Genomic DNA, 26,952 nt, shown 5'->3' on the forward strand with positions numbered 1-26,952 from the left:
GAAGGGTCAGCTTCCGCTTATCGCTCTCAGGACTGAACCGGCACCGACTGCGGGTCCGCCAGGTACGGCCCCCAGCCCAGCTCGGCCGCGCCCGCGAGCGCACCGTGCGCCAGCTCCGCGCCGACGATCGGCACCCGCCCGCTGCGCCCCCACAGACTGCGCTCGGCGACCACCGACCGCAGCCGGTCGGGCGCGGCCTCCAGCAGGTGGAGGTGCAGCCCGCTGAGGACCACCCGGTCGGGATTGAGGATGTTGGCAACACCCGCCAGGCCCAGTCCGAGCCGGTCGATGACGTGCTCCACCGCTGCCCGCGCCCGGTCGTCCGTCGTGGCCGCGCGGCACAGCTCGCGCGCCTGGTCGAGCAGCGGGCGCCCCGGTTCCGGGGTGAGTCCGGCGGCGGCGAACAGCGCGTCGGGATCGGTCTCCGAGTTGAGGCAGCCCCGGTTGCCGCACATGCAGGGCCGGCCCTGCGGGTCGACCGTCAGGTGGCCGACCTCCAGGGCGAGGCCCGCGCTGCCGGTGTGCAGGTGGCCGTCGATGACCAGCGCGCCGCCGACGCCGCGGTGGCCGGAGGTGACGAAGAGCAGGTGGCGGGCGCCCCGGCCGGCGCCGTGCCGGTACTCGGCGAGCGCGGCCAGGTTGGCGTCGTTCGCGACCGCGGCGGGCAGCGGGCGCAGCGCGTTCGGGCCGTGGTCGGCGCGTCCGACCTCGACGTCGTACAGGTCGGCGACCGGGGTGCCGCTGGGCCAGGCGAAGTGCAGCGCGGCGAGGGCGGTGCCGTCCGGCTCGGTGACCGGGTTGGGCAGCGCGAGCGCGGCACCCAGGCAGCGGCGGTCGGTGGCGCGGGCGAGTTCGGCGCCGGCTACGGCGACGGCGCGCAGCATCCGGACCGGGTCGGTGGCGGTGGGCAGCGGCAGGTGGACGGGCGGGTCGAGCAGCCCGCCGAGGCCGGCCAGGGTGACGCTCAGTCCGTCGGCGTGGATCTGCCCAGCGACCACGACCGGGCCCTGCGGGTCGATCGCGAGCCGGTGCGAGGGGCGGCCCCGGCCGCCGCCCGCCGGGCGCGAGTCGACGGTGATCAGCCCGAGCGCCTCCAGCTCGGCGGTGACCGCGCCGGCGGTGGCCCGGGTGACGTCCAGCGCGCGGGTGAGCGCCGAGCGGGTCGGCGCCTGGCCGGTGTGGATCAGGGAGAGCGCGGGGCCGAGCAGCGTCCGGCCCCGGTCGGGAGCCGCGCGGCGGTGGCTGTCGCGCTGCGCGTCGGAGTCGTTCCCGGTACCGGGCCTCGGGCTTGATGGTGAGAGCTGCACGCCTCTATTGTGACTTTGTGTCGCTTCGAAACAAAATCGGTTCACGCACCGGGCCCGACGCCCCCTCCTCCCAGTCTCGCAGCACACCCACGGCGACCGACAGCCCCTGGGGCCCCGCACGTGTCGCCCTCACCGCGTTCTTCGCCATCGACGGCTTCCTCTTCGCCGCCTGGGTCGTCCGCATCCCGGACGTCCGCAGCCAGGTCAGCGCCTCGCACAGCACCCTCGGGCTCGCCCTGCTCTGCCTGTCCATCGGCGCCGTCCTCACCATGCCGACGGTCGGCCGGCTCTGCCTGCGGTACGGCCCGCGCCCGGTCACCGTCGGCTCGCTCGCCCTGCTCAGCCTCGCCGCCCCGCTGCCGGCGCACGCCCACTCGATCACGGCGCTCGGCGGGGTGCTGCTGCTGTTCGGCGCGGGGTACGGCGGGGCCAACGTCGCGATGAACAGCGCCGCCGTCGACCTGGTCGCGCAACTGCGGCGACCCGTGATGCCCAGCTTCCACGCCGGGTACAGCTTCGGCGGGCTGGCCGGCACCGGGGTCAGCGGACTGGTCGCCGGACCGCTGAGCACCGCGTGGGCGCTCGCCCTCAGCGCGGTGCTGGGCATGGCCGTCACCATCGCCGCGGGCATCGTCCTGCTGCGCAGCCCGGCGGCGGAGCAGGTCGCGCCGGACCGGGCGAGCCGTACGGGCGGCGCGGGCCGCGCGGGCCGCGCGGGAGCGGACGCGGGCTCCGCCGGTGGCCGCACCCGGCTGCTCGTCCTGCTGCTCGGCCTCACCGCGCTCTGCACCGCGTACGGCGAGGGCGCGATCGCCGACTGGACCACGCTGCACCTGTCCGACGACGTCCATGCGAGTTCCGTGGTGGCCGCCACCGGCTACGGCGCGTACGCGTTCGCGATGGCCGGCGGACGGGTCGGCGGCACCTGGCTGTCCATCAGGCTCGGCCAGACCCGGCTGATGCTGTTCGGCGGGCTGACGGCGGCGGCCGGCATGCTGGTCGCCGCCCTGGCGCCGGTGGTGCCGGTGGCGATCTGCGGTTTCGTGCTGGTCGGCCTCGGCCTGGCCAACCTCTTCCCGCTCGCCCTCGCCCGGGCCGGTGCGGCGGGCGGACCGCAGGGCGTCGCGTTCGCCTCCTCACTCGGCTACGGGGGGATGCTGATCGGCCCGGTGGTGATCGGCTTCCTGGCGGACGCGGCCGGACTGCCGCTGGCCCTCACCACGGTCGCGCTCGCGGCCACGGTGGCGGCGCTCCTGCCGCTGTCGGTCGGACGACGGACGACGGGGTGACCAGGCGACGGGCGACGGGCGACGGGCGATACCCAACAGCTGACGGACGACGGATAACAGCTGACAGATAACAGCTGATGAAATCTGTCATCTGTCAGCTGTCATCCGCCATGTGACAGGATGCGGGGCCATGACGACCAGCGAACGCTTCCAGGTACTGCGGGCGAGCGAGCGCCCGGCGACAGCGTGGCTCAACGGGGGCGGGGTGACCAGGGAGGTCGCCGGGTTCCCGGCCGGAGCCGGGCTGGACGCCTTCGACTGGCGGGTCAGCCTCGCCGACGTCGCCACGGCCGGACCGTTCTCCCCGTTCCCCGGAATCGACCGGGTGATCACCCTGGTCGAGGGCGCCGGCATGGTGCTCGCCGTCGACGGCGCCGAACAGCTGGTCGACGCACCGTTCCGGCCGTTCGCCTTCTCCGGCGACGCCACCACCGACTGCCGACTGCCGGCCGGCCCCGTGGTGGACTTCAACGTGATGACGCGTCGCGGGCGGATCGAGGCGACGGTGAGCATGGCGACGGCGGCCACCACGGTCGGCGTCCCGGACGGGAGCACCGTCCTCCTGGTCTGCCTCGCCGGCACGGCGACCGTCGACGGCGTCGAACTCACCCGCCACGACGCCGCGTTGCTCGACACCCCGGACGCGTACGAGCTGAACCCGGACGGCACCACCGCCGTCGTCACCTTCCGCGCCACCCCCTGACGGCCGACCGGCCGACACTCCGGAAGAGGCGAAGACCGGCACACCGGCGAAGGGCGGCGCTCCCACCTCCCGGACCGTCCCGGAGGCAGGAGCGCCACCACCGCATCACCCGCAGAGCACCGGCGTGGCGTGCGCCGGGTCCAGGGCGTTGGTCACCAGGTGCAGCGCCGTCGGCGAGAACGCGATCGCGACGTGCTCCACCAGCGAGACCGGGCAGTGCGCCTGCACCACCTGGTTGTCGACGTCCGGACCGTTCAGGAACTGGGTCTGCCACGGGGTGACGACCAGGTCGAAGACCGTCGAGACCACCGTGTAGCTCACGCCCGGGACGGTGTCCGGCCGGGAGGCCATCAGCCGGTTGAAGTCGGAGCCCACCGCCTGGTCCCGGCAGGCCTGGCAGAGCGAGTAGACCAGGTCCGTGACGCCCGGGAAGAACGACGTCAGGTTGACGATCCCGTCGAGCGTCGTGCCGTGGTTGGACGGTGCCAGCCCGACCATCCTGCCGACCTTGGACCCGCCGCCGAGGAACTTGAGGTAGTAGTTCGGCATCATGCCGCCCTGCGAGTGCCCGACGATGTCGACCTTGGCCGCACCGGTCGCGTTCCTCACCAGGTCCACGAACCGGGCGAGTTGGGCCGCCGACTCCGGGACCGGCCCGAGGCCGCCGATCGGCAGCAGCAGGCCGCTGCCGCTGGAGGTGACGCCGGGGACGGTCCCGTAGTCGAGGGCGAAGACGCAGTACCCGAGGCTCTTCAGCAGCGGGGAGAGCGCCAGCCAGTTCTCGTAGCGGTTGGCGAAGGTGCCGTGCACCAGGACCACCGGGTCGGGGTGCGCCGCGCTCGGCCGGCAGGTCCAGTCATTCGCGCCCGGCGGCGAAGCCACCGTGTCACCGTCCGGCGGAAGTTCGGTCGAAGCAGCGGGCGGAGCGGCCGCCGAAGCAGCGGCCGCAGCAGCCGCGCTGGTCGGCGACACCGCCGCACCGACCAGCAGCGCCACCGCCAGCAGTAGCCCGCGCAGCGCACCACCGGCCCTGCCACGCACGGGAATTGCGGAGAAGCGGAGAAGTGGGGTTCTCAACTGTTGCCTCCACAGCGGAAGTTTGTTACCAACAGGTAACCCGAGGGCTCCATCATGCGGTCGCCCCTCCGGCCCGGCCCTTGGGCGTCCTCCAGACCTGGACGGTGTTCTCTGTGACCGGTCACAACGCACCCGACTGCACGCCCCCGAACTCCACCGGCCGGACTCCGCACTGGCGCGTCCCCGTGATCGGCGGACTCCCGGCCGACCAGCGGCTGCTCGGCGGCTCACGGGAGTTGGCCGAGACCGTGGTCTCCGCCCTGCTGGAGAGGGTACCGGTCTACCGACGGCTGCCCCGCGAACAACTCGCCGGCGAACTGACCAGGGACACCGAGCGCCGCATCCGCGCCCTCGCCCACACCGTACGGACCGGACTCCCGGCCTCCGCCGAGGAGTTCGCCGCCGTCCGGGAGTCAGCCGCCCGGCGCGCCGAAGAGGGCCTGCCACTGGACGCCGTCCTGCTCGCCCACCATCTCGGACTGGAGGTCTGCTGGGAGTTCGCCACCCGGTACGCCAGGGACGGCGACACCGCCGACCTGCTCGTCCTCAACCGGCTGCTGCTCGACCAGCTCCGCCAGGCGGCCACCGCCGCCGGTGCGGGCTTCCTGGAGGGCCGGCGTCCGGCCGCCGACCGGCGGGGCGCGGCCCGGCGCTCCCTGCTCGGCGCGCTACTCGCGGGCACTTCCTACGACGAAGCCGCCGACCGCGCCGGACTCCGGCTGCCCGCCGGGTACGCCGTGCTCTGCCTGTCCGTCGCCGACCACCCCGACGAACACGCCCCCGGCGTCGACCAGGGTATCGCCGCCCGCCGCAAGCTCCACCGGTTCGAAGCCGAAATCGACCACCGCACCCGGCAGTCGGCACTCACCGCGCTCACCCCCACGGGCGGCATGGTGCTCATCCCCTTCGGCCCGTCACCCGGCCCGGACAGGGAGGACACCGGCGAGGACGGCACCGGTGAGGACAACACTGGCGAGGGCGGCGACGAGCCGCCCTGGCCACTGCTGGCCGCCGCCCTCGCCGCGGCCGCCAGGGCGGCCGGCGCTCCCGTACTGGCCGGAGCCGCCTCGGCCGGCCCCGCCGACGTGCCCGCAGCAGCCGCCCTCGCCCACGACGTCCTGGACGTGGCCCGGGCGTTCGGACGACCGCCGGGGCTGCACCGGCTGGACGACGTCCTGCTGGAGTACCAGCTCACCCGGCCCAGTCAGGCCCGCTCCCGGCTCGCCGCGCTGCTCGAACCGCTCGCCGGGGCCGGGGAGTTGCTCATCACCCTGCACACCCATCTGGCCGGTGGCCTGAACCGCCGACACACCGCGAGCGCCCTGCACCTGCATCCGAACACCGTCGACTACCGGCTGCGCCGGATCGCCGCGCTGACCGGTCTGGATCCGAGCCGCCCCGCCGACGTCCCGCGGATCACCGCCGCCATCGCCGCCCGCACGGCCGAACAGTCCTCCCTCAGCGGCTAGTTCGCCCAGGGGCCACCCAAGGCAGACCAAGACCCTCAGGGCCCCCACGGCAGACCAAGGCCCTCAGGCCCCCCAAGTCAGCCCGACGCCAAGGCCCTCAGGCCGCCCGAGGCCCCCAGACCCGTCCATGGCACCCGGCCGGCGAGGTCAGCCCGGCTCCCCCGGCAGCCGCAGGTCCCAGCCGACCAGGGCACGCAGCTGCTCCGCGGTCACACCGTCCGGCACCGGCTGCGGAGCGTCGTGGCGCAGCGGCGGTTGCCAGCCCTCCTCCTCGGTCCAGCGGCGCACCACCTTGGCCGGCGCGCCGGCGACCACGCTGTGGTCGGGCACCTCACCGCGCACCACGGCGCCCGCCGCGACCACCACGTTGCGGCCGATCCGCGCCCCCGGGAGGATCACCGCGCCGGTGCCGATCCAGCTGCCCGCGCCGATCTCCACCGGTTCGTTGCGCGGCCACTGCTTGCCGATCGGCAGCTCGGTGTCCCGGTACTCGTGTGCCTGGTCGCTGATGTACACGCCGGGACCGGTCCACACGTCGTCACCGATGACGATCGACTGGTGGCCGACGACGTGGCTGTCCCGGCCGATCACGCAGCCGCCGCCGATCCGCACGATCGGCTCCGGTCCGAGGTCGAGCCCGGGCAGGAACCCGGCGCTGATGGTGACCCGCTCGCCGATGATCGAGAACGGCCCGATGGTGATCCACTGCTCGTTGAACACCGCCCCGAGCGGGAAGGTGAGCGTCGTGCCGTCCCCCAGCTCGCCGAACCGGTACGGGCCGGGGTTGCGGTTGGTGACCGCGCCGGTCCGCTGCGCCCAGCGCCAGCCCCGGTGGACGAGGCGTCCGGCGGCGCGGCGGCCACCGGTCCGGACGGCTGAGAAAAGGGAACGGGTTATCGGCATGCGCTCACGTTACCGGCCCGTAGCATCCGCCCGTCCGCCGGGAGCCGTCCGGAAGGTCCGAAGGAATGTCCGGAATCCGCGACCCTCGGCCGACCGCGGTGGAAGACTCCGTCCCATGGAGATCACCGAGCACATCGACGCGCTGCGCCACGAGGGCATCCGGCTCGCCGAGGCCGCGGCCCGCACCGAACTGTCCGCCCCCGTTCCGACCTGTCCCGAGTGGCGGCTGACGGACCTGCTGCGGCACATCGGCTCCGTGCACCGCTGGGCCGCCGCATTCCCCTCCCGGGGCCTGCGGGCGCCGCTGGCCGAGGCGGACGCGCAGGCCGCCATCGGGCCGCTGCCCTCGGACGCCGCACTGCTCGACTGGTACCGCGAGGGCCATGCCGCCCTGCTGGACACGCTCACCACGGCGCCCGCCGACGTGGAGTGCTGGAGCTTCCTTCCCTCGCCCAGCCCGCTGGCGTTCTGGGCCCGTCGCCAGGCCCACGAGACCGCCATCCACCGCCACGACGCCGACGCGGCCGCCGGGGTGCCCGGTCCGACCGTGGACACCGCGCTCGCCCTGGACGGCATCGACGAACTGCTGCGCGGCCTCATGGCCGGCAGCCGGTCCAAGCTGCGCAGCGACCGGCCGCGCACCCTCCTGGTCCGGGCCACCGACGGCGCCGGCTCCTGGCACCTGACGATCACCCAGGAGCCGCCGGCCGTCACCACGGACGGGGGCTCCGAGCCGGCCGACCTGACCCTCACCGGCCCCGCCGACGAGCTCTACGTGCTGCTGTGGAACCGGCTGCCCGCCCGGCGGGCCGGGAAGGTCCGGGCGATCGGCGACGAGAGCCTGCTCGACCTCTGGCGGGACGCCGCGATCTGATCGCGACGGCCGTTCCCCGGGCGTGGCGCCGGCCCGCCCGGGGACCCGCCGTCAGCGCACCCAGCGCGCGGGCCGCTTCTCCAGGAACGACCGCATCCCCTCCTGCGCCTCCTCCGAGCCGAACAGCCGCGCCGACAGCTCCACCAGCTCGTCCGCGTCCCGCTCGAAGGAGCGCACCACCTCAGCGTTGGCCAGCCGCTTGGACTCCGCCAGGCCCTGCGGGGAGCCCAGGCGCAGCGCGTCCAGCAGGCCCTTCAGGACCACGCCGGTGGACTCGGCGGAGTCGGTGGCGCTGGTGATCAGCCCGATCCGGGCGGCCTCGGTGGCGTCGAAGACCTCGCCGGTGAGGTAGTAGCGGGAGGCGGCGCGCGGGTCCAGCTTCGGGCGCAGCGGCAGCGAGATGACGGCGGGCGCGAGACCGAGCCGCACCTCGGTGAAGGCGAAGGTCGAGGCCGGTCCGGCGACGGCGAGGTCCGCCGCGCCGACCAGGCCGAGGCCGCCGGCCCGGACGTGCCCGTCGATGACGGCGATCACCGGCTTGGCGCAGTCCACGATCGCCCGCTGGAGCTCGACCAGGCCGCGCGGGCCGACCGTCGGATCGGCGCCGGTCGCCTCGGAGAGGTCCGCGCCCGCGCAGAACACCTTGCCGGTGTGCCCGAGCACCACCGCGCGGACCTCCGGGTCGGCCGCGGCGGTGGCCAGCCCGGCGTGCAGCTCGGCCATCAGCCGGGTGGAGAGCGCGTTGCGGTTGTGCGGCGAGTCGAGGGTGAGCGTGGTGACGGCGTCGGCGGTGCTGACGTGGACGAGGGGCGCTGCGCTGGTCATCGGCGGGCCTGCCTTCCGGCTGAGGGTGGGTCGGACTGCGGACGCGGCCGGGGTCTGCCCGGACGACGCCCGGACGACTCTGGCACGCCCACCCGCCGCTCGGCCAGAGCCAACCCGTCCGACGGCCGCCCCGGCGGCCCGATTCCCCTCCGCCGACCTGCCGTTCCTGCGCGAACTGCCGGAGGTGGAGCGCCGAGCCGCCGGGGCGCCGGGCGGCGGGGCGCCGGGCCGCGGGGCGCCGGGCCGCGGGGCGCCAGGCCGCGGGGCCGGGCTTGCGGACACGAGGGATCATGGATCAGGATCCGCGTCATGACCGCCTCCCACCTCACTCACATCACCGAGCCGCCCGGTGTCGCCCCCGGCACCGGCTACACCCAGGTCGTCCACGGCAGCGGCCGAATCGTCCAGGTGTCCGGCCAGGTCGCGTTCGACGAGCACCGGAACCTGGTCGGCGCGGGCGACCCGAAGGCGCAGGCACGGCAGATCTTCGAGAACCTGCGCCGTTGCCTGGCCGCCGCCGGAGCCGGCTTCGACGACGTCGTGAAGCTCACCTACTTCATGACCGACATCTCCTACCTCTCGGCCATCCGCGAGGCCCGCGACGAGTGCCTGGGTTCCAGCCCGCTGCCCGCCTCCTCCGCCATGCAGGTGGCGGCGCTGTTCCTGCCCGAGGTGCTGATCGAGATCGAGGCGATGGCGATCGTCCGGGACTAGCCGGCGCAGGCGCCGCGCACCCTCTCCCCAGTGGTACAGACCTGTTGACGCATTGGTCCAGTCCTCCTACAGTTCCCATGCCTTGCCTCCCCACGGCACAGGCATCGATCGCACACGGGCCAATCACGGATCAACCAAGGTTCTACGTCACCCTGTTCAACCCCCACAGCCACAGGGAGAACCATGTCCGCTCGATCCCGGGCCGGGCGCCCGCGCGTGCGCAGCAGACTGCTCGCACTGCTCTCCGTCCTGCTCCTGCCCCTCGCCGCGCTCACCGCGCTGGCCGCCCCGGCGAACGCCGCCGGGAAGCTCACCGCCACCTTCACCACCGCCGACAACGGCTCCTGGTGGCAGGGCACCTACATCGTCCACAACGACAACGCGACCGCGGTGAGCGGCTGGACCCTGGAGTTCGACCTCCCGGCCGGCGTCACCATCGGCAACAGCTACAACGGCACGGCGACCGTCAACGGCCGGCACGTCACCGCCACGGCCGCGTTCTACAACTCCACCGTCAACGCCCACAGCACCACCGAGCCGTACAGTTTCTGGTTCGTCGGCAACGGCCCGGTCTCCACCCCACTCAACTGCCGTGTCAACGGCGACAAGTGCGACGGCACGGCGGACGTCCCGCCGTCCGCACCGGGCACCCCGACGGTCACCGAGTCCACCGCGCACACGCTCGCGCTGAGCTGGCCGGCGGCCACCGGCGGGGACTTCCCGGTCGTCTCCTACGACGTGCTGAGCGGCGGCGCCGTGCTCGCCTCCAGCCCGTCCACCAGCGTGCTGGTCGGCGGCCTCGCCCCGGCCACCTCGTACACCCTGCGCGTCCGGGCCAAGGACAGCCGCGGCAACACCGGCCCGCTCAGCGCGTCCGTCACCGCGTCCACCTTCGACCCCTCGACCGACACCTCGCCGCCCACCGCACCGGCCGACCTCCGGGCCACGACGGTCGGTTCGACGGACGTGACGCTCGCCTGGAACGCCGCCACCGACAACGTCCGGGTCGCCGCGTACGACGTCTACCAGGGCGGCACCCCGGTCGCGACGGTCACCGGCGGCACGCTCGGCGCGACCGTCGGCAGCCTCTCGCCGTCGACCACCTACACGTTCACCGTGAAGGCCCGGGACGCCGCCGACAACGCCTCGCCCGCCTCCGCCCCGCTCACCGTGACCACCTCGGACCTGGTCGGCGCCGGGAAGTACGCCCGGGTCGGCTACTTCGTCCAGTGGGGCATCTACGGCCGCCAGTACTTCGTCAAGAACCTGGACACCTCGGGCGCCGCCGCCAAGCTCGACGTCGTCAACTACGCCTTCGAGAACATCGATCCGGTCAACCTGACCTGTATGGCGGGCGTCACCAAGGGCACCACCGGCAACCCGGAGGACCCGGACCAGGGCACCGGCGCCGGTGACGCCGACGCGGACTACGGCCGGGCGATGAGCGCCGACCAGTCGGTGGACGGCGTGGCCGACGACGGCTGGGGCAAACTCCGCGGCAACTTCAACCAGTTGAAGAAGCTCAAGGCCAAGTACCCGAAGCTGAAGGTGGTCGTCTCGCTCGGCGGCTGGACCTACTCCAAGTACTTCTCCGACGCCGCCGCCACCGACGCGTCCCGCCAGAAGTTCGTCAAGTCCTGCGTCGACACCTGGATCAAGGGCAACCTGCCGGCCTACAACGGCGCCGGCGGCGACGGCGTGGCCGCGGGCATCTTCGACGGCATCGACCTCGACTGGGAGTGGCCCGGCTCCGGCGACGGCCACCCGGGCAACCACTGGAGCCCCAACGACAAGAACAACCTGACCCTGCTGCTGGCCGAGTTCCGCAAGCAGCTGGACGCGTTGGGCGGCCCGCACAAGCTGCTCACCGCCTTCACCCCGGCCGACCCGGCGAAGGTCGCCGCCGGCTGGGACCTCTCGAAGATCTTCGGCCCGCTGGACATCGCCAACGTCCAGGGCTACGACTTCCACGGCTCGGGCAGCGACAACTCCTGGGAGCCGAACCGCACCGGCCACGCCTCCAACCTCTACCAGGACCCGAACGACCCCTACACCACCCACTTCAGCATCGACGCGGCCGTCCAGACGTACCTGAACGCCGGCGTCAACCCGCGCAAGCTGACCATCGGCTTCCCGTTCTACGGGCGCGGCTGGCAGAGCGTCGCGGACGGCGGCGCGAACGGCGCCTGGCAGTCCGCGAACGGAGCCGCACCGGGCCAGTTCAGCGACGAGGCCGGGACCCGCGGGTACCACAACCTGATCACCGGCCTCTCCGGCCTCAAGGTCTACCACGATCCCAAGTCCGTTGCGACGTACGGCTACACAGGAGCCGGCGGGCAGTGGTGGAGCTTCGACGACTCCTGGTCGATCGCGCAGAAGACCGCCTACCTCAGGTCGAAGAACCTGCTCGGCGGCATGATCTGGGAGATGTCCGGCGACACCCCGTCCGGCACCCTGATGTCCGCGCTGGACACCGGGCTCAGGTAGCTCCGGGCCGGCGCCACGAACAGAACAAGCCGGCGCCACGAACAGAACGGGCCGGCGCCACGAACAGAACGGGCCGGCGCCACGAACAGAACGGGCCGGCGCCCCTCCCCGCACCGGGGAGGGGCGCCGGCCCCGCGTCGCGACGACCCGGACTACCGCGAGGCCATCGCCATCAGCCGCCGCGCGGCCCGGTGCTGCCGCAGCACCTGGGAGAAGGAGGTCTGCCCCTGGGTGGTCCGGGCGAAGGCCCGCCAGGCGGCCGGCACCAGGCAGACCGCCGCGTGGAACAGGTACGGCCGCCGCTCGAAGGCGTTCAGCAGCTGCTTGCCCGCGCGCATCTCCACGCCCAGCCCGGCCTTGACCGCGAACGCGTAGTTCAGCGCCTCGCGCCGCACCGCCGCCGCGTCGCCCGCCTCGGCCACCTTCACCGCCCACTCGCCGGCCAGCCGGCCCGAGCGCAGCGCGTACGAGATGCCCTCGCGGGTCCACGGCTCCAGCAGTCCGGCGGCGTCCCCGGCGACCAGCACCCGGCCGCGGGAGAGCGGCGAGTCCTCGGCGCGGCAGCGGGTCAGGTGCCCGGACTCGACCTGCGGGGTGAACCCGGACAGGCCCAGCCGGCGGATGTAGTCCGCGAGGTACTGCTTGGTCCGCTCGCCGTCGCCGCGCGCCGAGATGACGCCGACGGTCAGGCTGCTGGTCTCGGTCTTGGGGAACACCCAGCCGTAACTGCCGGGCAGCGGGCCCCAGTCGAGGTGGATGCGGCCCGCCCAGTCGGCGGCGACCTGCGCCGGCACCGGGATCTCCGCCTCCAGGCCGAGGTCGATCTGGTCGAAGGTGACGCCGACGTGCCGGCCGATCCGGCTGGCGCTGCCGTCCGCGCCGACCACCGCACGGGCCTCGAAGGTGCGCCCGTCCCCCGCCGTCACCAGCGCCGTGCGGTGCTGACCGCCGCGCTGCTCGACACCGGTGACGGTCACTCCGGTGACCAGCACCGCCCCGGCCTGCTTGGCCGCCTGCACCAGGCGCAGGTCGAACTCGTCCCGGTTGACCAGGCCGAACAGCATCCGCTTGGACCGGCGGGTACGGGTGTACCTGCCGTCGTAGGCGAAGGTGACGGCGTGCACCCGGTCCTGCAGCGGCAGCCGGAAGTCCGGCGGGAGGCTGTCCCGTGAGGGGCCGATGATGCCGCCGCCGCAGGTCTTGTACCGGGGGTGTTCGGCCTTGTCGAGCAGCAGCACCCGGCGGCCCTGGGCCGCGGCGGCGTACGCGGCCGAGGACCCAGCCGGTCCGGCGCCGACCACCACGACGTCCCAGACGCCGTCCGGCGGCGCGGCCGCGTCGTCGATCGGACCGCCCTCGTCCGGGCTTTCGAGCGGGCTGCGGGAATCGGAGCTTCCGGAGTCAGTCACGTCGAGCAATCCTATGCGTCCGGCGGCGCCGGTCGAGCGCGCCGCCCCCGCGCGGGTACCACCCGGGCCCGGTCAGCCGGTGCGCGCCGGTGCCCCTGAGCCCCGAGCCCCGCCCGCCTCCCGCCGTCCGCCTCCCGTCGACCCCGCCCGCGCCTCACCCGCGCCCGCGCCCGCGCCGCTCCCGCGTCTCCCCCACGCCTCACCCGCCGGAACACGCCGTTCCGCTCCGCCTATGATCGGCACTACCGCCAACCATCTCCTCCGCCCGCACCACCCCCAGGGCGGACCGTCCCCCCCGGAGCCCCGATGTCACAGCCCCTGGCCGACGCCGTCCGGTCCCTGATGGACCGTGCCCGCACCGACCTCGCCGAGCTGGTCGCCTTCCCGTCGGTCGCCGACCCGCGCCAGTTCCCGGTCGAGGAGTGCGAGAAGGCCGCCCGCTGGGTCGCCGACGCCTTCGCCGCCGAGGGCCTGACCGGCATCCGGCTGCTGGACACCCCGGACGGCACCCAGTCCGTCTACGGCGAGCTGCCCGGCCCCGAGGGCGCGCCGACGGTCCTGCTCTACTCGCACTACGACGTCCAGCCCCCGCTGGACGAGGACGCCTGGCTCAGCCCCGCCTTCGAGCTGACCGAGCGCGACGGCCGCTGGTACGGGCGCGGCGCCGCCGACTGCAAGGGCAACATCCTGATGCACCTGACGGCGCTGCGGGCGCTGCGTCAGGTGTACGGCGACGCCTACCCGGTCGGCCTGAAGATCATCGTCGAGGGCTCCGAGGAGCAGGGCACCGGCGGCCTGGAGCGCTACGCCGAGGCCCACCCCGAGTTGCTCACCGCCGACGCCATCGTCATCGGCGACACCGGCAACTTCGCCCCCGGCCTGCCCACCGTGACCACCTCGCTGCGCGGCATGACGGTCGTCGAGGCCACCGTCACCACGCTGGCGGGCAACCTCCACTCCGGCGCCTTCGGCGGCGTCGCCCCGGACGCGCTGCAGTGCCTGGTCCGGATGCTGGCCTCGCTGCACGACGAGAACGGCGACGTCGCGGTGGAGGGCCTGACCACCGACCAGACCTGGACCGGGGTGCAGTACCCGGAGGAGCAGTTCCGCTCCGACGCCAAGGTGCTCGATGGCGTCGCGCTGACCGGCACCGGCACCATCGCGGACCGCCTCTGGGCCCGCCCGTCCGTCACCGTCCTCGGCATCGACGCCCCGCCGGTGATCGGCGCCACCTCCTCCGTCCAGGCCACCGCCAAGGCCCTGATCAGCCTGCGCGTCGCGCCGGGCACGGACACCCTCGCCGCCCAGGACGCGCTGGTCGCCCACCTGGAGGCACAGGTCCCGCTCGGCGCCCGGCTCACCATCGAGCGCCAGGGCAACGGCGCCCCGTTCCGCGCCGACATCAACGGCCCGGCGTACGAGGCGATGGGCGAGGCGATGGCCGAGGCCTTCGGCACCGCGATGGTCGCCTCCGGCGAGGGCGGCTCGATCCCGCTCTGCAACACGCTGCGCTCGCTCTACCCGCAGGCCGAGATCGTGCTGATCGGCGTCGAGGAGCCGACCGCCCAGATCCACGCGGTCAACGAGAGCGTCGACCCGCAGGAGCTGGAGCAGATGGCGCTCACCGAGGCGCTGTTCCTCCGCCGCTACGCCGAACTGCGCTCCGTCTGACGGACCCGACGGACCTGCCCGGCCTGCCCGGCCTGGTCGGCCCGGCCCGGTCGGTCTGACGGGCCTTCGCGGCGGCGCCCCACCGGGCCTCCCCCCGGGGCGTCCGGCCGCCCGCCGCGCAACCGGCGGGCGGCCGCCAGCACCGCCGCGTAGCCGACCGCACCCACCGCGAGCCCGGCCCCGGCGCCGAAGCAGACCTCCGGCACCAGGTTCCGCCGCAACGGGCTGAGCCGGTGCAGCACCCCGGCGGCCGTCGCCGCGCCGAGCAGCGCGACGGCCGCCCGCCGGGCCCGGGGCGCGAGCCGCACGGCCGGCCGCACCGGCTCGACGGCCCGCACCGCACGCGCGGCCCAGCCGCCCAGCGCCACCAGGGCGAGCGCCGAACTGCCGTACTGCAGCGCCTCGTACAGCGGGACCCCGGCCACCGGCCGGTCCAGCACGGGCAGCAGCCGCGTCCCCAGCCGGTCCCCGTGGGTGAACGCGTCCCAGCCGACGTGGGTGGCCGCGCCGATCGCCGCCGAGGCCGCGAACCACGCCGCGCCGCGGACCGTGGCGCCGGCCGTACCGGCGTCACCGAGCCCGCGGGCCCCTCCGGCCTTCCGGGCGGTCAGCGCCTCGGCGCCGCCCGCCCAGCGCTCGGGCAGCAGCGCCACCGCCGGTCCGCGCAGCAGCCCGTGCCAGCCGGCCACCAGCGCGCCGGCGACCGCCACGTCCAGCGTCGGCACCGCCCACCAGCGGTGCGTCAGCCCGCCGTGGCCGTACACCCCGGGCAGCAGGGACTCGGCGAAGAACGGCACGTCCGGCGCCATCGAGCCGGCGACGAGCGCCGACGCCACCAGGGGCCCACGTGCCCCGGCGGCGCGCAGCAGGGGCAGGACGGCGGCGGGATGGCTCAGCGTGAACGGCATGCCCCCATCCTCCCGCCCGCGACCGCGACCCGGCGCGCCGGGAGGTGCCGGGGGCGCCCGGCAGGCCGCCGCCCGCCCCCCGCGCGCCGACCGGCCGCTACACCGCGTCCGCCGTGCTCGCCAGCCCCACGGCCACCCGGCTCCCCGCCTCCAGGTACCGCAGCTCCCCGCTCCGCCGGGCGTCCAGCGCGGCCGCCAGCCGCCGGTAGCGCCCGGGGGGCAGCAGCTCGCCGGCCTCCTCCAGGGTGACGAAGCGCCAGCTGCGCAGCTCCTCCTGCTGGAGCAGCAGGTTCCGCCGGGCGTCCTCGTCCAGCAGGCCGCCGTCGTACACCAGCCGCAGGCCGCCGCGGCGCGGGCCGGTGCGCGGCTCCCAGTCGACGGCGAGCAGGCGCAGCGTGGACGGGTCCAGACGCAGGCCCAGCTCCTCGGCGGTCTCGCGCAGGGCGGCGTCGGTGGGGGCCTCACCGCGCTCGACCACCCCGCCGGGGAAGTCCCAGTCGGGCTTGTAGACCGGGTCGACCAGCAATACCCGGTCCTGCTCGTCGAAGAACAGGACGGCGGAGGCCACGGTGTCCCCGGTCGGGTCCGGCGTCTGGGCGATCGGACAGCGGGCGGCGCCGACCCGGACCAGTTCGGCGATCCGGTGCGCGGTCTCCCGGGGGGAGAGCTCGCCGGTGTCGATCATGCGGGCATCGCCGACCAGCCAGCGGCGGGCGGCGCGGTAGCGGGGCAGGTGTTCGAGACACCAGGCGCGGACCCGCTCGCTGCCCTCCGGGTCGCCCGGGCACTCGTCGCGGTGGGCTATGCGTTCGCGCAGGATCGTTTCTTCAGGGTCCAGGACGAAGTGGTGCACCGTGATCCCGTGCGAGGCCAGGTCGCCGAAGATCTCGTCCCGGTAGTCCTCCCTGAGCAGGGTCATCGGGACCACCAGCGGGCCCCCGACCTCGCCGAGCAGCGCCGCCGCCGTCTCGGGGACGAGCCGGCGCCACGCCGCCAGGTCCTGGAAGTCGGACACCGTCGCCAGCCGGTCGGCCGGGAGCATCCGGCGCAGGCCGAAGCCCACCAGCTCGGGATCGAAGAGCACGCTCCCGGGCAGCAGTTCCACCAGCTCACGGCAGGCACTCGTCTTGCCCGCCCCGAATGTGCCATTGACCCAGACGATCACAACGTCCCCTGCCCTCGACTTCCCCCGATGCCGTTCGCACCGGGCAGCGCCCCCGTCGGTCGAACCAGCGCCACCCGTGGTGGTACCCGCGCCACGCCGCTCCCCATGCCTGTCCGACGCGCCCGCCCGCACGCCCCGCTCTGCGCCGTGACAGCGGCATGTGCCCAGGTCAGAAGGCATGCATGGAAATATGCAGACCGGTCTACATCAATATTGCACCCCTTCACCACTGCTAGGGCACAGGGCGCCCGATGGGTCGACTTGCCGCGCGCGCCCCGCTCGCACGCTTCCGTGCGCTCCTCCCCGTACGCTCCGAGCCCCCGCGTGCGCGCCCCTATGCCGCGCTCCGGCCCGCACACGTCCCCCCACCCGCTCAGGCCGCCGCCCGCCGACCACCGACCGCCCGCCGACCACCGACCGCCGGCCTCCTTGCGCCGCCCGCGCCGCGCCGCGTACAGAGGAACGATGAAGCTGCTTCCCGCCGGCCGTGTGGTCGTCATCGGCTCGGTCAACACCGACCGCATCCTCCGCTGCCCCGTGCTCCCCTCCCCCGGCGAGACCGTCCTCGCCACCGCCGCCGACCGGGGCTTCGGCGGCAAGGGGGCCAACCAGGCGGTGGCGGCGGCCCGGATGGGGGCGGCGACGCACCTGGTGGCCAAGGTCGGGCGGGACGCCGAGGGCGAGGCGGCACGTGCCGATCTGCACGGCGCGCAGGTCGAGACGGGCGCCGTGCTCGTCCACCCGGACGCGCCCACCGGTCAGGCGATCGTCATGGTCGACCCGGCCGGGGAGAACAGCATCGTCGTCGTCCCCGGCGCCAACGCCCACCTCACCCCGGAGGAGGTCACCGCCGCGCTCGGCCGCCTCCGGCTGCTCCCCGTCGACGTGGTCCTGACCAGCAACGAGGTCCCCGCGGAGTGCATCCGCGCGGTCGCCGCCGCGCTGCCCGCCGCGGGTGCCTCGGGCGGCACCCGCTGGTTGCACAACACCGCGCCCGCCAGCGCCCTGCCTCGGACCGGCCCCACCGGACGGCGCCCGCTGGTCGTCGCGAACGCCGTCGAGGCCCGCCAGCTCACCGGCGCCGCCGACGTCACCGAGGCCGCCCGGGCGCTGGCCGAACGCGCCGAGGGCGCCGTGGTCACCCTCGGCGGCGAGGGCGCGCTGGTCGTCGTGGACGGAACGCCGGCCCGGCTGCCCGCCCCGACCGTTCGGGTGGTCGACACCACCGGTGCCGGCGACGTCTTCTGCGGCGCCCTCGCCGCCGGACTCGCCCGCGGCGTCGGGCTGACCGACGCGGCCGCCACCGCCGTCGCCGCCGGGGCCTTCGCCGTCACCGGCCTCGGCGCGCGCGGCGCGCTGCCCCGCCCGACGGACCTCTGAGCGCGCGTCGGAGACCGCCCGCCGCCCATCGCCCGCCCCTGCCCGGCACGGCCCGGCACGCGGAACGCCCGCGGAACGCCTGCCGTGGCCGCCGGACGACCCGGCGGCCCCGGACGGGCGGATGGCGACGCCGCTACGGGCGCCCCATGTAGGCGGGGTAGTAGCCGCTGCTGATCCCCGAGATCCGGACGTTGGTCCCGGGCCGCGCGGCCTCGACGTACTTGTTGTCGCCCAGGTAGATCGCCACGTGCTGGATGCCCCGGGCCGTCCCGTCCGGCGACCAGAACAGCAGGTCACCGCGGCGCAGCTGACTCGCCCTGATCGGCGTGGTCGCCGCGTACTGGTCGTTGGCCACACGGGGCAGGCTGATCCCGCCGTGCCGGAAGGCCTGCTGCACCAGGCCCGAGCAGTCGTAGCCGTCCGGCCCGTTGCCGGCCGTGCGGAACGGTACGCCCAGCTTGGAGAGCGCGAACTGCACGGCGGCCTCGACGTTCGGGTCCTGCGCGACCGAGCCCTCGGTGTGGCCCGCGCCCCCGGACCCCGAGGAGCCGCGGCCGGTGCGCTCCAGGTAGACGTCGTAGTGCGAGGTCCAACGCCACTCGCCCTTGCTGTTGCGGAACCAGTAACGCGATCCGTCCCAGCCCTCCTTGATCCCCCCGGAGCCGGTCGTGGCCTTGGCCGCGGAGGCGGAGCCGCCCCCGGTGCGGGCCGCGTACACGCTGTAGTGCGAGGTCCAGCGCCACTGCCCCTGGCTGTTCTTGAACCAGTACCGGGAGCCGTCCCACCCGGCGTGCGCCGGGGCGGACTCGGCGACCGCGGGGCTGACGCCGGTGCCGAGGCCGATCACGCCCGTGCCGGTCGCGATCACGGCCACCACGGCGATGCCCCGACGGAGCCGCGAGGTGCGGGACGGACGGGAGGTGCGGGCGGTGGCAACGTCCTGCTGCCCGGTCGGTTCGCCGGCGGCCTCCGGCGCGCCGGTGTTGACGGTGGTCATCGTGCTGACTTCCTTCACTGCTGCGGATCGCTGCGGACTGCAGCGGATTGCTGTGCCCGGCCGGTAGTGGCCGTGCTTGTCGGCAGAGCCCCCGCCCGGGCGCCACGGCTTCCGGTCCTGCGACCGGAAGCCGCGGCGCGGCGCCCAGGGGGTTCGGCTCTGCCTGCGTGTCACGTTAAGCACGCGTCCGCTCACTGCGCGCAGTGGAGTGCGCCAAATGGAAGGGGCGCCAGGGGTGAGCACCGACGGCACATCAGGGTGAACGACCGTCAACCGAGGAGGCGTCAGGACAGCCCTCCTCAGCGGCCGCCGGCCTCCGCCAGCAGCTGCTTCTTCAGCACCTTCCCCAGGGCGTTCCTGGGCAGTTTGGGCACCAGGACGACCCGCCGCGGCCGCTTGTGCACCGAGAGCCGCTCCGCCACGAAGGCCGTCAACTGATCCCCCGTCACGGCGCCGTCGGGAACGACGTACGCGACGATCGCCTGTCCGAGGTCCTCGTCCGGCACGCCGACGACCGCCGCGTCGGCGACCGCCGGGTGGTCGCGCAGCGCGGCCTCCACCTCGCCCGCGCCGATCCGGTAGCCGCCGCTCTTGATCAGGTCCACCGAGGCGCGGCCGACGATCCGGTGGAAGCCGTCCGCCCCGATCACCGCGACGTCGCCGGTGCGGAACCAGCCGTCCGCCGTCCACGCCTCGGCGTCCGCGTCCGGCCGGTTGAGGTAGCCGCTGAACAGCGTCGGGCCGCAGACCTGCAGTTCGCCGACGCTCTCCCCGTCGCTGGGCACCGGCGCGCCGTCCTCGCCGACCAGCCGCGTCCTGACCCCGTCCACCGGCAGCCCGACGCTGCCGGGGCGCCGCTCGCCGTCGGCCCGGGTGCTGACGGTGATCAGCGACTCGGTCATCCCGTACCGCTCGATCGGGGCGTGCCCGGTCAGCGCCGCCAGCTTCTCGAACACCGGGACGGGCAGCGGCGCGCTGCCGGAGACCAGCAGTCGGGCCGGGGCGAGCCGGGCCGCCGCCTCCCGGTCCGCCGCCAGCCGGGACCAGACCGTGGGCACCCCGAAGTACAGGCTGCCGCCGGCCTCCGCGTAACCGGCCGGAGTGGGCCGCCCGGTGTGCACCAGCGCGCTGCCGATGCGCAGGGCGCCGAGCACGCCGAGCAGCAGCCCGTGCACGTGGAACAGCGGCAGGCCGTGCACGAGGGTGTCCTCGGCGGTCCACTGCCAGGCGGCGGCGAGGGCGTCCAGGTCGGCGGCGATCGCCTCGCGCCGGATCACCACGCCCTTGGGCGCGCCGGTGGTGCCCGAGGTGTAGAGCACGAAACCGGTCGACTCGGCGGCCGGCTCGGCGTAGGTCGTGGCGGAGCGCTGCGCGGGGTCCACCGGCAGCCCCGCCACCGAGGTGTCCTGCGGCAGTTCCTCCCCGACGGCGTGAGCGAGGAGCGCCGCGCCCGAGTCGCGCAGGATGTGCTCGCGCTCCTTGGGGCCCGAGTCGGGCGGCAGCGGCACCACCGGGACGCCCGCCAGCAGGCCGCCGACCACGGCGGTGACGGTCTCGACGGTGGGCCGGGCGAGCACCGCGAGCGCCGGGGCGCCGGCCACCCGGTCGGCTACGGCCGTCGCCGCGCCCAGCAGGTCCTCCCGGGAGAGCGTCCGCCCGTCGATCCGCAGCGCCCGCGCCGCGTCGCCGAAACCGCCCTGAAGTGCCGTCAGCAGTGCCATGCCACCGTCCTCGCCTCGTTCCACGCCACCGCGCCGCGCCGGTGCGCCACGCGCTCGTCCCGCGTGTCCGCCTCCGCGTCACGCGCCGGCGCCGACTCTACGGGCGCCGCCCCGCCCGCCGTGCTCCGGGACGGTCGGACGGCGGCTCGGGGCATGCCGGAGGGCGTGGCACCGAGCGGTACTCGGTGCCACGCCCTCCGTCGTCGTTGCGGGATCAGGCCTTGCGGGCCTTCACCTCGGCGGTGAGCTGCGGCAGCACCTGGAAGAGGTCGCCGACCACGCCGTAGTCGACCAGCTCGAAGATCGGGGCCTCGGGGTCCTTGTTGACGGCCACGATGGTCTTCGAGGTCTGCATGCCGGCCCGGTGCTGGATCGCGCCGGAGATGCCCGCCGCGATGTAGAGCTGCGGGGAGACCTGCTTGCCGGTCTGGCCGACCTGGCTGCTGTGCGGGTACCAGCCGGCGTCCACGGCGGCGCGCGAGGCACCGACGGCCGCGCCCAGCGCGTCGGCGAGCTCCTCGACCACACCGAAGCCCTCGGCGGCACCGACGCCGCGGCCGCCGGAGACCACGATCGCGGCCTCGGTCAGCTCGGGACGGCCGGAGGACACCCGCGGGGTGCGCGAGGTGACCTTGGCGGCGTTGCCGGTGAACTCCACGGCCACGTTCTCCACCGCGCCGGCGGCCGGGGCGGCCTCCGGGGCGACGGCGTTCGGCTTGACGGTGATGACCGGCGCGCCCTTGGTGACCTTGGACTTCACCTGGAAGGACGCGGCGAACACCGACTGGGTGGCGACCGGGCCGCCGTCGCCGGCCTCCAGGTCGACGGCGTCGGTGATGATGCCGGAGCCGATCCGCAGCGCGACGCGCGCGGCGACCTCCTTGCCCTCACCCGAGGACGTCACCAGCACGGCGGCGACGTCGTTGGCCTTGGCGATCTGGGCCAGGGCGTCCACCTTCGGGACGACCAGCTGGTCCGCGAACTCGGCGCCGTCGGCGACGTACACCTTCGCCGCGCCGAACTCGCCGGCCTTCGCCGCGATGTCGGCCGCGGCCGCACCGGCACCGAGGACGACGGCGGACGGCTCACCGATGCGGCGGGCCAGGGTCAGCAGCTCCAGGGCCGGCTTGCGGACCGCACCGTCGGCGTGGTCCACCAGAACCAGGATCTCAGCCATGATTCGTTGCTCCTGATCGATCGTTGGATGCGCGAACGGGTGGGACTAGATGAACTTCTGGTCGGCGAGGAAGCCGGCGAGCGCCTTGCCGCCCTCGCCCTCGTCCTTGACGACCGTGCCCGCGGTACGCGCCGGACGCGCCGCCACCGACTCCACCGCCGTCCACGAACCCGCCAGGCCGACCTCGTCCGCCTCGATGCCCAGGTCGTCCAGGTCCAGCGACTGCACCGGCTTCTTCTTCGCCGCCATGATCCCCTTGAACGACGGGTACCGGGCCTCACCCGACTGGTCCGTCACCGAGACCACCGCCGGCAGCGAAGCCTCCACCAGCTCCGTCGCCGCGTCCCCGTCACGACGGCCCCTCACCACACCGCCGTCGACCGACACCTCCGACAGCAGCGTCACCTGCGGCACGCCCAGACGCTCCGCCAGCAGCGCCGGCAGCACACCCATCGTGCCGTCCGTCGACGCCATGCCACCGATCACCAGGTCGAACCCGGTCTTCTCCAGCGCCTTCGCCAGCACCGCCGACGTCCCGATCACATCCGTACCGTGGATGTCGTCGTCGTTCACGTGCACTGCCTTGTCCGCACCCATCGACAGCGCCTTGCGCAGCGCGTCCTTCGCGTCGTCCGGCCCCACCGTCAGCACCGTCACCTCGGCGCCCTCGTTCGCCTCCGCGATCCGCAGCGCCTGCTCCACGCCGTACTCGTCCAGCTCCGACAGGAGGCCGTCCACACCCTCCCGGTCCGTGGTGTGGTCGTCCGCGAAACGACGGTCACCCGTCGCGTCCGGCACGTACTTCACACAGACAACGATCCTCAAGCTCACGGCCTTGTCTCCTGTACTGGTCTCGTCCGGCGGCTGCGGCGGTGCGAGCGGGCGCGAACACGGCACGCACCCGCCCCGGGCAGCGGATTCCCGTGCCGGTCCGGAACTTGCTGGCAGCATACTCGCCGGTAGCGCAGTGGTCACTACTGGCCAGTAGCTTATGCCGTGCGGCCACTCCGCCGCCTGCGCCCATCCTGCCCCAGCCCGGGGCCCGCTCCACCCGACGGGGCGAAACAAGTGCGGCCGGATCGCTCACACCGGGCTCGCGCCGCACTCTCACACCACCCGACGCTCACACCACCCGGCCGAGCGCCGCGATCACGTCCACCCGGCGCGGCTGCCCCGCCGCCCGCCGCACCACCCGGCCCTCCCCGTCCAGCACCAGGACGGTCGGCGTCCGCCGGACCTCCAGCCGCCGGACCAGCTCCAACCGCTCCTCGGCGTCCACCTCGACGTGCTCGACCCCGTCGACCATCCCGGCCACCTCGGAGAGCACCCGCCGGGTGGCCCGACAGGGCTGGCAGAAGGCCGTCGAGAACTGCACCAGCGTCGCCCGTACGCCGAGCGGCCCGCCCAGCTCGGCCTCCGACAGCCGTACCGCCCCGTCCTCGCTGCTCACCCTCGGCCTCCCGTCGTTCCCGGCCCGCGGCGGCCGGGCCCGGCCGCCGTCGAGCACGACAACGCACGCCGTCGGCCGGGTCATCCCCCAGTCTGCGGCAGCGCCCGCGGCGCCCGAAACGCGGTCGACCGCCGGGGCCGGTCCACGTACGATCGGCCGATGGACTCCGACCGTCGCCCAACGCCGCCGCCGGCCTGCCGTCGCGTCACCACCCGGGCCCGGGCCGCCGCCCGGCGACCACGCTGACGCCCCGCGCTGCCGCTCGCCGCTCGCCGCCGCCCGTCGCGACCTCCAGGAGCCCCGTTGCAGACCGACCCCCGCGGCCCCCGCTTAGCCGCAGCACTCAGCGCGTTCGTCCTGACCGTCGTCCTCTGCACCGGCAGCTGCCCCCTCCTGGCCGCCCAGACACTCGTCTTCGCCCTCGGCGCGTTCGGCGGCCTGCGCCTGGCCCCCTACGTCCGGCTGTTCCAGGTGCTGGTGCTCCCCCGACTCGCACCGCCCTCCGAGACCGAGGACGACCGGACGCTCCGCTTCGACCAGGGCGTCCTCATGGTGTTCGCCACGGTCGGCGCCCTCGGCTACTGCACCGAGGTGACCTGGCTCGGCGTGCTGGCCGGCGCGGCCGCCCTCACCGCCGCCCTCGGCAACGCCGCGTTCGGCTACTGCGTCGGCTGCGAGCTCTATCCCCTCGTCCGGCGCGCCCAGGGCCGCCTCACCGCCGGCACCTGACGCGGGTGGGCGAAAAGTTCCCGTGGCAATTGATCACGGAGATCACACCGCCGAATATTCGCTTGACCGCACGCCTCAGGTGACAGCAGGCACTCGTTCGGGGGATCATCTCCGTGAATCACCCGTGACCCGCCGCGGAGTGCCGTACTCCGGTCGGCACCACCCGCACAACGGAGCGGGTACCCGCCGAACCGGGCTCCGGCCCGTGGAAGTCAGGACTGACCGTGGCAGAGTTCGTGTACCCGCCGGTGATCGGCGCCGCACTCACCGCCTTCCGCGCGCTCGACGTGCGGATCAAGATCGTGGGCGCCGAACACATCCCCGCCAGGGGGGGAGCGGTACTGGTCAGCAACCACATCAGCTACCTGGACTTCCTCTTCGCGGGCCTCGGCGCGTACCGCGGCGGAAAGCGCAAGACCCGCTTCATGGCCAAGGACGACGTCTTCAAGCACCGGATCTCCGGCCCGCTGATGCGTGGCATGAAGCACATCCCGGTGGACCGCACCGACGGCCAGCCCGCGTACGAGGCCGCCGTGCGCGCCCTCAAGGCCGGCGAGGTGGTCGGGGTGTTCCCCGAGGCGACCATCAGCCGCTCCTTCATGCTGAAGAAGTTCAAGACCGGCGCCGCCCGGATGGCCGCCGACTCCGGCACCCCGCTGCTGCCCGTCGTGCTCTGGGGCACCCAGCAGCTCTGGACCAAGGGCCGCCCGAAGACCCTCACCAAGCGGCACGTCCCGGTCACCATCATGATCGGCGAACCGATCCACCTCGGGCCCGACGACAAGCCCGTCATGGTCACCCGGCGGCTGCGCGCCGCCATGAGCGAGATGCTCGACCAGGCCCAGCGCGAGTACCCCGGCAAGCCCTCCGGCCCGGACGACCGCTGGTGGCTGCCCGCCCAGCTCGGCGGCACCGCGCCCACCCTGGAGGTCGCCGAGGCCGAGGACGAGGCGGAGGCCCTCGCCAAGGCCGAGCGCCGCGCCGCCCGGGGCTGACCGCCAGAGGTTGACCACCAAGGGTCGAGCCTCGCCCTCCCGCCACCCTTCTACTCCGTGTGGCCGAGCGGCCGCGGTCCGTCGCGTGTCGCCCGGTCGCCGGTGCCCCCCGTCTGACACAGTGACAGCTCCTTCCAGGGGCCTTCGTCCTGAATCCGCGGCGGGGGCCACACGTCGGAGCGGTCGAGAGGCTCGGAGGCGGAGATGGCACGGATCACCACCGGCACACGGCAGTCACCCACGGGCAGGGCCCGCACCCGCGCAAGCGCCGGTGCGGGCCTTCTGCTTCTGGGCACCCTGCTCACCGGCTGCGGCGCCGAACCCGGCGACATCCCGCTCTCGGAGCTCCGGCCGGAGACCCCCGCCGCCACCGAGCCGACACCCGCCGCGACCCCCGGCGTGGTCGGCGCGGCCGTCGGAGTCCCCGCGGCCCCCGCGCACAACGGGCTGATCGCCAGTCGCGCGTACACCGACTCCTCCCGCACCACCAGCGCGATCATCACCCTCTCCCCCGACGGCACCGGCCAGCACCAGGTCACCCAGCCGCCCGCCCGCGCCGTCGACGACCGCCCGGACTGGTCACCCGACGGCACCACCATCGCCTTCGACCGCACCGACCCGCATACTGGCACCGCCCGGCTCTGGACCGTCCCCACCGCCGGCGGCCCCGAGCACCAGATCAGCCAGCTCTGCGACGGCGCCACCGCCGACTGCACCAACGAGGACGAACGCGCCCCCGCCTTCTCTCCGGACGGCAAGCAGGTCGCCTTCAGCCGCTCCTGGGGCGCCCTCGACACGTCCGGCAGCCACCAGGTCCAGTACTCGGACCTCTACCTGATGAGCCCCGAAGGCACCGACGTCCAGCGGCTCACCTTCCTCACCAACGACAAGCCCTACTCCGGCGCGGTCAGCAACCCCAGCTGGTCCCCCGACGGCAAGCAGCTCACCTTCGAGTACCGCACCAGCGCCACCGGGCAGCCCGCCAACAGCCGCGCCATCTACGTCGTCAGCGCGGACGGCACCGGGCTGCGCCAGCTCACCCCCTGGGAACTGCGCGCCGGCGAGCGCGCGGACTGGTCCCCCGACGGCACCCGGATCCTCTTCACCACCTACCCGGCCGGCCCCGACAACGCCCCCGGCGGCGCCATCTACACCGTCCACCCCGACGGCAGCGCCGTCGGTGCCCTCACCCCCGCGACCTCCAACGCCTTCTTCGGCCCGGCCGCCTACGCTCCCGACGGCAAGTCCATCGTCTTCACCCAGGCCCCCTCGGGCACCGGTTCCGACCTCTACAGCATGCAGGCCGACGGTACGGGCGTCACCCGCCTCACCAACAGCGCGGACAGGTGGCTGAGCCGGCCCGCCTGGGGAACGGCGGACGTCCCGGCTGCTCCCGCCGATCAGGTTCAGGCGTCGCAGGCGTCGCAGGCATCCCCGGCATCCCCGGCTCCCAGGACGCCGCGGCCCGATGCCCGGCAGTCTGCCCAGGCCCAGGGGCAGGCGTCCGCCGACAAGCCGCGGTCCGGGAGGGAATCCGGCTCCAGGCCCGGGTCCGGGGCCGGGGCCGGAGCCGGGGCCGGAGCCGACGAATAGATCTCCGGTTTCCGGGAAATGCGAAAAGCCCCTGATCCGAATGGATCAGGGGCTTTTCAGAAGAATTGTTCGGCGGCGTCCTACTCTCCCACAGGGTCCCCCCTGCAGT

At 74.3% G+C, this 26,952-nt stretch carries 23 protein-coding genes; 11 read left to right on the forward strand and 12 right to left on the reverse strand.

Annotated elements, in window-relative coordinates; genetic code table 11:
- Positions 1 to 26 precede the first annotated feature (26 nt).
- On the reverse strand, positions 27 to 1,307 hold the full coding sequence (locus tag ACZ5OX_RS36460) for an ROK family protein (RefSeq protein ID WP_465636174.1): 1,281 nt from the start codon (positions 1,305 to 1,307) through the stop codon (positions 27 to 29).
- Positions 1,308 to 1,324: 17 nt separating this feature from the next.
- On the opposite strand from ACZ5OX_RS36460, the gene ACZ5OX_RS36465 reads away from it, so the two are divergent.
- Positions 1,325 to 2,596 (forward strand): MFS transporter, encoded by a 1,272-nt coding sequence (locus tag ACZ5OX_RS36465; protein ID WP_465636176.1) that lies wholly within the window; start codon positions 1,325 to 1,327, stop codon positions 2,594 to 2,596.
- 130 nt (positions 2,597 to 2,726) lie between these two features.
- Positions 2,727 to 3,299, forward strand: a complete 573-nt coding sequence (locus ACZ5OX_RS36470) for a HutD/Ves family protein (protein WP_465636178.1) — start codon at positions 2,727 to 2,729, stop codon at positions 3,297 to 3,299.
- 105 nt (positions 3,300 to 3,404) lie between these two features.
- On the opposite strand, the gene ACZ5OX_RS36475 is transcribed toward ACZ5OX_RS36470, so the two are convergent.
- Positions 3,405 to 4,340, reverse strand: a complete 936-nt coding sequence (locus ACZ5OX_RS36475; RefSeq protein ID WP_465636180.1) for an esterase/lipase family protein — start codon at positions 4,338 to 4,340, stop codon at positions 3,405 to 3,407.
- Positions 4,341 to 4,489: 149 nt separating this feature from the next.
- Between ACZ5OX_RS36475 and ACZ5OX_RS36480 the strand changes: the two genes are divergently transcribed.
- The gene (locus tag ACZ5OX_RS36480) at positions 4,490 to 5,845 is read left to right on the forward strand and encodes a PucR family transcriptional regulator (RefSeq protein WP_465636182.1); all 1,356 of its coding nucleotides are present in this window, start codon (positions 4,490 to 4,492) and stop codon (positions 5,843 to 5,845) included.
- Positions 5,846 to 5,992: 147 nt separating this feature from the next.
- Here ACZ5OX_RS36480 and ACZ5OX_RS36485 read toward each other — a convergent pair whose 3' ends face one another.
- Positions 5,993 to 6,748: an acyltransferase gene (locus ACZ5OX_RS36485; protein ID WP_465636183.1), complete on the reverse strand. Its 756-nt coding sequence runs from the start codon at positions 6,746 to 6,748 to the stop codon at positions 5,993 to 5,995.
- 115 nt (positions 6,749 to 6,863) lie between these two features.
- Between ACZ5OX_RS36485 and ACZ5OX_RS36490 the strand changes: the two genes are divergently transcribed.
- Positions 6,864 to 7,622 (forward strand): maleylpyruvate isomerase family mycothiol-dependent enzyme, encoded by a 759-nt coding sequence (locus tag ACZ5OX_RS36490; protein ID WP_465636185.1) that lies wholly within the window; start codon positions 6,864 to 6,866, stop codon positions 7,620 to 7,622.
- Positions 7,623 to 7,673: 51 nt separating this feature from the next.
- Here the strand turns inward: ACZ5OX_RS36490 and ACZ5OX_RS36495 are convergent, their stop codons facing one another.
- Positions 7,674 to 8,447 (reverse strand): enoyl-CoA hydratase family protein, encoded by a 774-nt coding sequence (locus ACZ5OX_RS36495; protein ID WP_449792098.1) that lies wholly within the window; start codon positions 8,445 to 8,447, stop codon positions 7,674 to 7,676.
- Between the two features lie 309 nt (positions 8,448 to 8,756).
- Between ACZ5OX_RS36495 and ACZ5OX_RS36500 the strand changes: the two genes are divergently transcribed.
- Positions 8,757 to 9,161 carry a RidA family protein gene (locus ACZ5OX_RS36500; RefSeq protein WP_465636186.1) on the forward strand — a complete coding sequence of 135 codons (405 nt, stop codon included), beginning with the start codon at positions 8,757 to 8,759 and terminating at the stop codon, positions 9,159 to 9,161.
- Positions 9,162 to 9,344: 183 nt separating this feature from the next.
- Positions 9,345 to 11,648 (forward strand): glycosyl hydrolase family 18 protein, encoded by a 2,304-nt coding sequence (locus ACZ5OX_RS36505; RefSeq protein ID WP_465636187.1) that lies wholly within the window; start codon positions 9,345 to 9,347, stop codon positions 11,646 to 11,648.
- A 152-nt stretch (positions 11,649 to 11,800) separates the two neighbouring features.
- Here ACZ5OX_RS36505 and ACZ5OX_RS36510 read toward each other — a convergent pair whose 3' ends face one another.
- Positions 11,801 to 13,057, reverse strand: coding sequence for a geranylgeranyl reductase family protein (locus ACZ5OX_RS36510; protein ID WP_465636188.1), 1,257 nt, complete (start codon positions 13,055 to 13,057; stop codon positions 11,801 to 11,803).
- A gap of 306 nt (positions 13,058 to 13,363) precedes the next feature.
- Between ACZ5OX_RS36510 and ACZ5OX_RS36515 the strand changes: the two genes are divergently transcribed.
- Entirely contained in the window at positions 13,364 to 14,728 is a 1,365-nt protein-coding gene (locus ACZ5OX_RS36515; protein WP_465636190.1) for a M20/M25/M40 family metallo-hydrolase, read from the forward strand.
- Here the strand turns inward: ACZ5OX_RS36515 and ACZ5OX_RS36520 are convergent.
- Together ACZ5OX_RS36520 and ACZ5OX_RS36525 are read right to left on the reverse strand one after the other, a co-directional pair.
- Positions 14,704 to 15,636 carry a DUF4184 family protein gene (locus tag ACZ5OX_RS36520; protein WP_465636191.1) on the reverse strand — a complete coding sequence of 311 codons (933 nt, stop codon included), beginning with the start codon at positions 15,634 to 15,636 and terminating at the stop codon, positions 14,704 to 14,706. The two genes, ACZ5OX_RS36515 and ACZ5OX_RS36520, sit on opposite strands and share 25 nt — an antisense overlap.
- Positions 15,637 to 15,733: 97 nt before the next feature.
- Complete coding sequence (locus tag ACZ5OX_RS36525) at positions 15,734 to 16,801, reverse strand: NUDIX domain-containing protein (RefSeq protein WP_465636193.1); 1,068 nt, start codon at positions 16,799 to 16,801, stop codon at positions 15,734 to 15,736.
- Between the two features lie 465 nt (positions 16,802 to 17,266).
- Here ACZ5OX_RS36525 and ACZ5OX_RS36530 point away from each other — a divergent pair, with 465 nt between their 5' ends.
- Entirely contained in the window at positions 17,267 to 18,181 is a 915-nt protein-coding gene (locus ACZ5OX_RS36530) for a PfkB family carbohydrate kinase (RefSeq protein WP_465636195.1), read from the forward strand.
- Between the two features lie 133 nt (positions 18,182 to 18,314).
- On the opposite strand, the gene ACZ5OX_RS36535 is transcribed toward ACZ5OX_RS36530, so the two are convergent.
- The 5 genes from ACZ5OX_RS36535 to ACZ5OX_RS36555 all read right to left on the reverse strand — a co-directional run bounded on the left by ACZ5OX_RS36535 (position 18,315) and on the right by ACZ5OX_RS36555 (position 23,610).
- Positions 18,315 to 19,178: a C40 family peptidase gene (locus ACZ5OX_RS36535; protein ID WP_465636197.1), complete on the reverse strand. Its 864-nt coding sequence runs from the start codon at positions 19,176 to 19,178 to the stop codon at positions 18,315 to 18,317.
- 299 nt (positions 19,179 to 19,477) lie between these two features.
- Complete coding sequence (locus ACZ5OX_RS36540) at positions 19,478 to 20,899, reverse strand: acyl-CoA synthetase (RefSeq protein WP_465636199.1); 1,422 nt, start codon at positions 20,897 to 20,899, stop codon at positions 19,478 to 19,480.
- A 214-nt stretch (positions 20,900 to 21,113) separates the two neighbouring features.
- Complete coding sequence (locus ACZ5OX_RS36545; protein WP_465636201.1) at positions 21,114 to 22,076, reverse strand: electron transfer flavoprotein subunit alpha/FixB family protein; 963 nt, start codon at positions 22,074 to 22,076, stop codon at positions 21,114 to 21,116.
- A gap of 45 nt (positions 22,077 to 22,121) precedes the next feature.
- Complete coding sequence (locus ACZ5OX_RS36550; RefSeq protein WP_465636203.1) at positions 22,122 to 22,907, reverse strand: electron transfer flavoprotein subunit beta/FixA family protein; 786 nt, start codon at positions 22,905 to 22,907, stop codon at positions 22,122 to 22,124.
- 292 nt (positions 22,908 to 23,199) lie between these two features.
- A complete protein-coding gene (locus ACZ5OX_RS36555) occupies positions 23,200 to 23,610 on the reverse strand; it encodes a TlpA family protein disulfide reductase (protein ID WP_465636205.1) in 411 nt (136 codons plus the stop codon).
- Positions 23,611 to 23,829: 219 nt separating this feature from the next.
- On the opposite strand from ACZ5OX_RS36555, the gene ACZ5OX_RS36560 reads away from it, so the two are divergent.
- The 3 genes from ACZ5OX_RS36560 to ACZ5OX_RS36570 all read left to right on the forward strand — a co-directional run bounded on the left by ACZ5OX_RS36560 (position 23,830) and on the right by ACZ5OX_RS36570 (position 26,843).
- On the forward strand, positions 23,830 to 24,255 hold the full coding sequence (locus ACZ5OX_RS36560; protein WP_449793619.1) for a DUF4395 domain-containing protein: 426 nt from the start codon (positions 23,830 to 23,832) through the stop codon (positions 24,253 to 24,255).
- 224 nt (positions 24,256 to 24,479) lie between these two features.
- Positions 24,480 to 25,250 carry a lysophospholipid acyltransferase family protein gene (locus ACZ5OX_RS36565; protein WP_449810352.1) on the forward strand — a complete coding sequence of 257 codons (771 nt, stop codon included), beginning with the start codon at positions 24,480 to 24,482 and terminating at the stop codon, positions 25,248 to 25,250.
- 204 nt (positions 25,251 to 25,454) lie between these two features.
- Positions 25,455 to 26,843 carry a TolB family protein gene (locus ACZ5OX_RS36570; RefSeq protein ID WP_465636207.1) on the forward strand — a complete coding sequence of 463 codons (1,389 nt, stop codon included), beginning with the start codon at positions 25,455 to 25,457 and terminating at the stop codon, positions 26,841 to 26,843.
- The last annotated feature ends 109 nt before the right edge of the window (positions 26,844 to 26,952 follow it).

The organism is Kitasatospora sp. NPDC032121 (assembly GCF_055580145.1).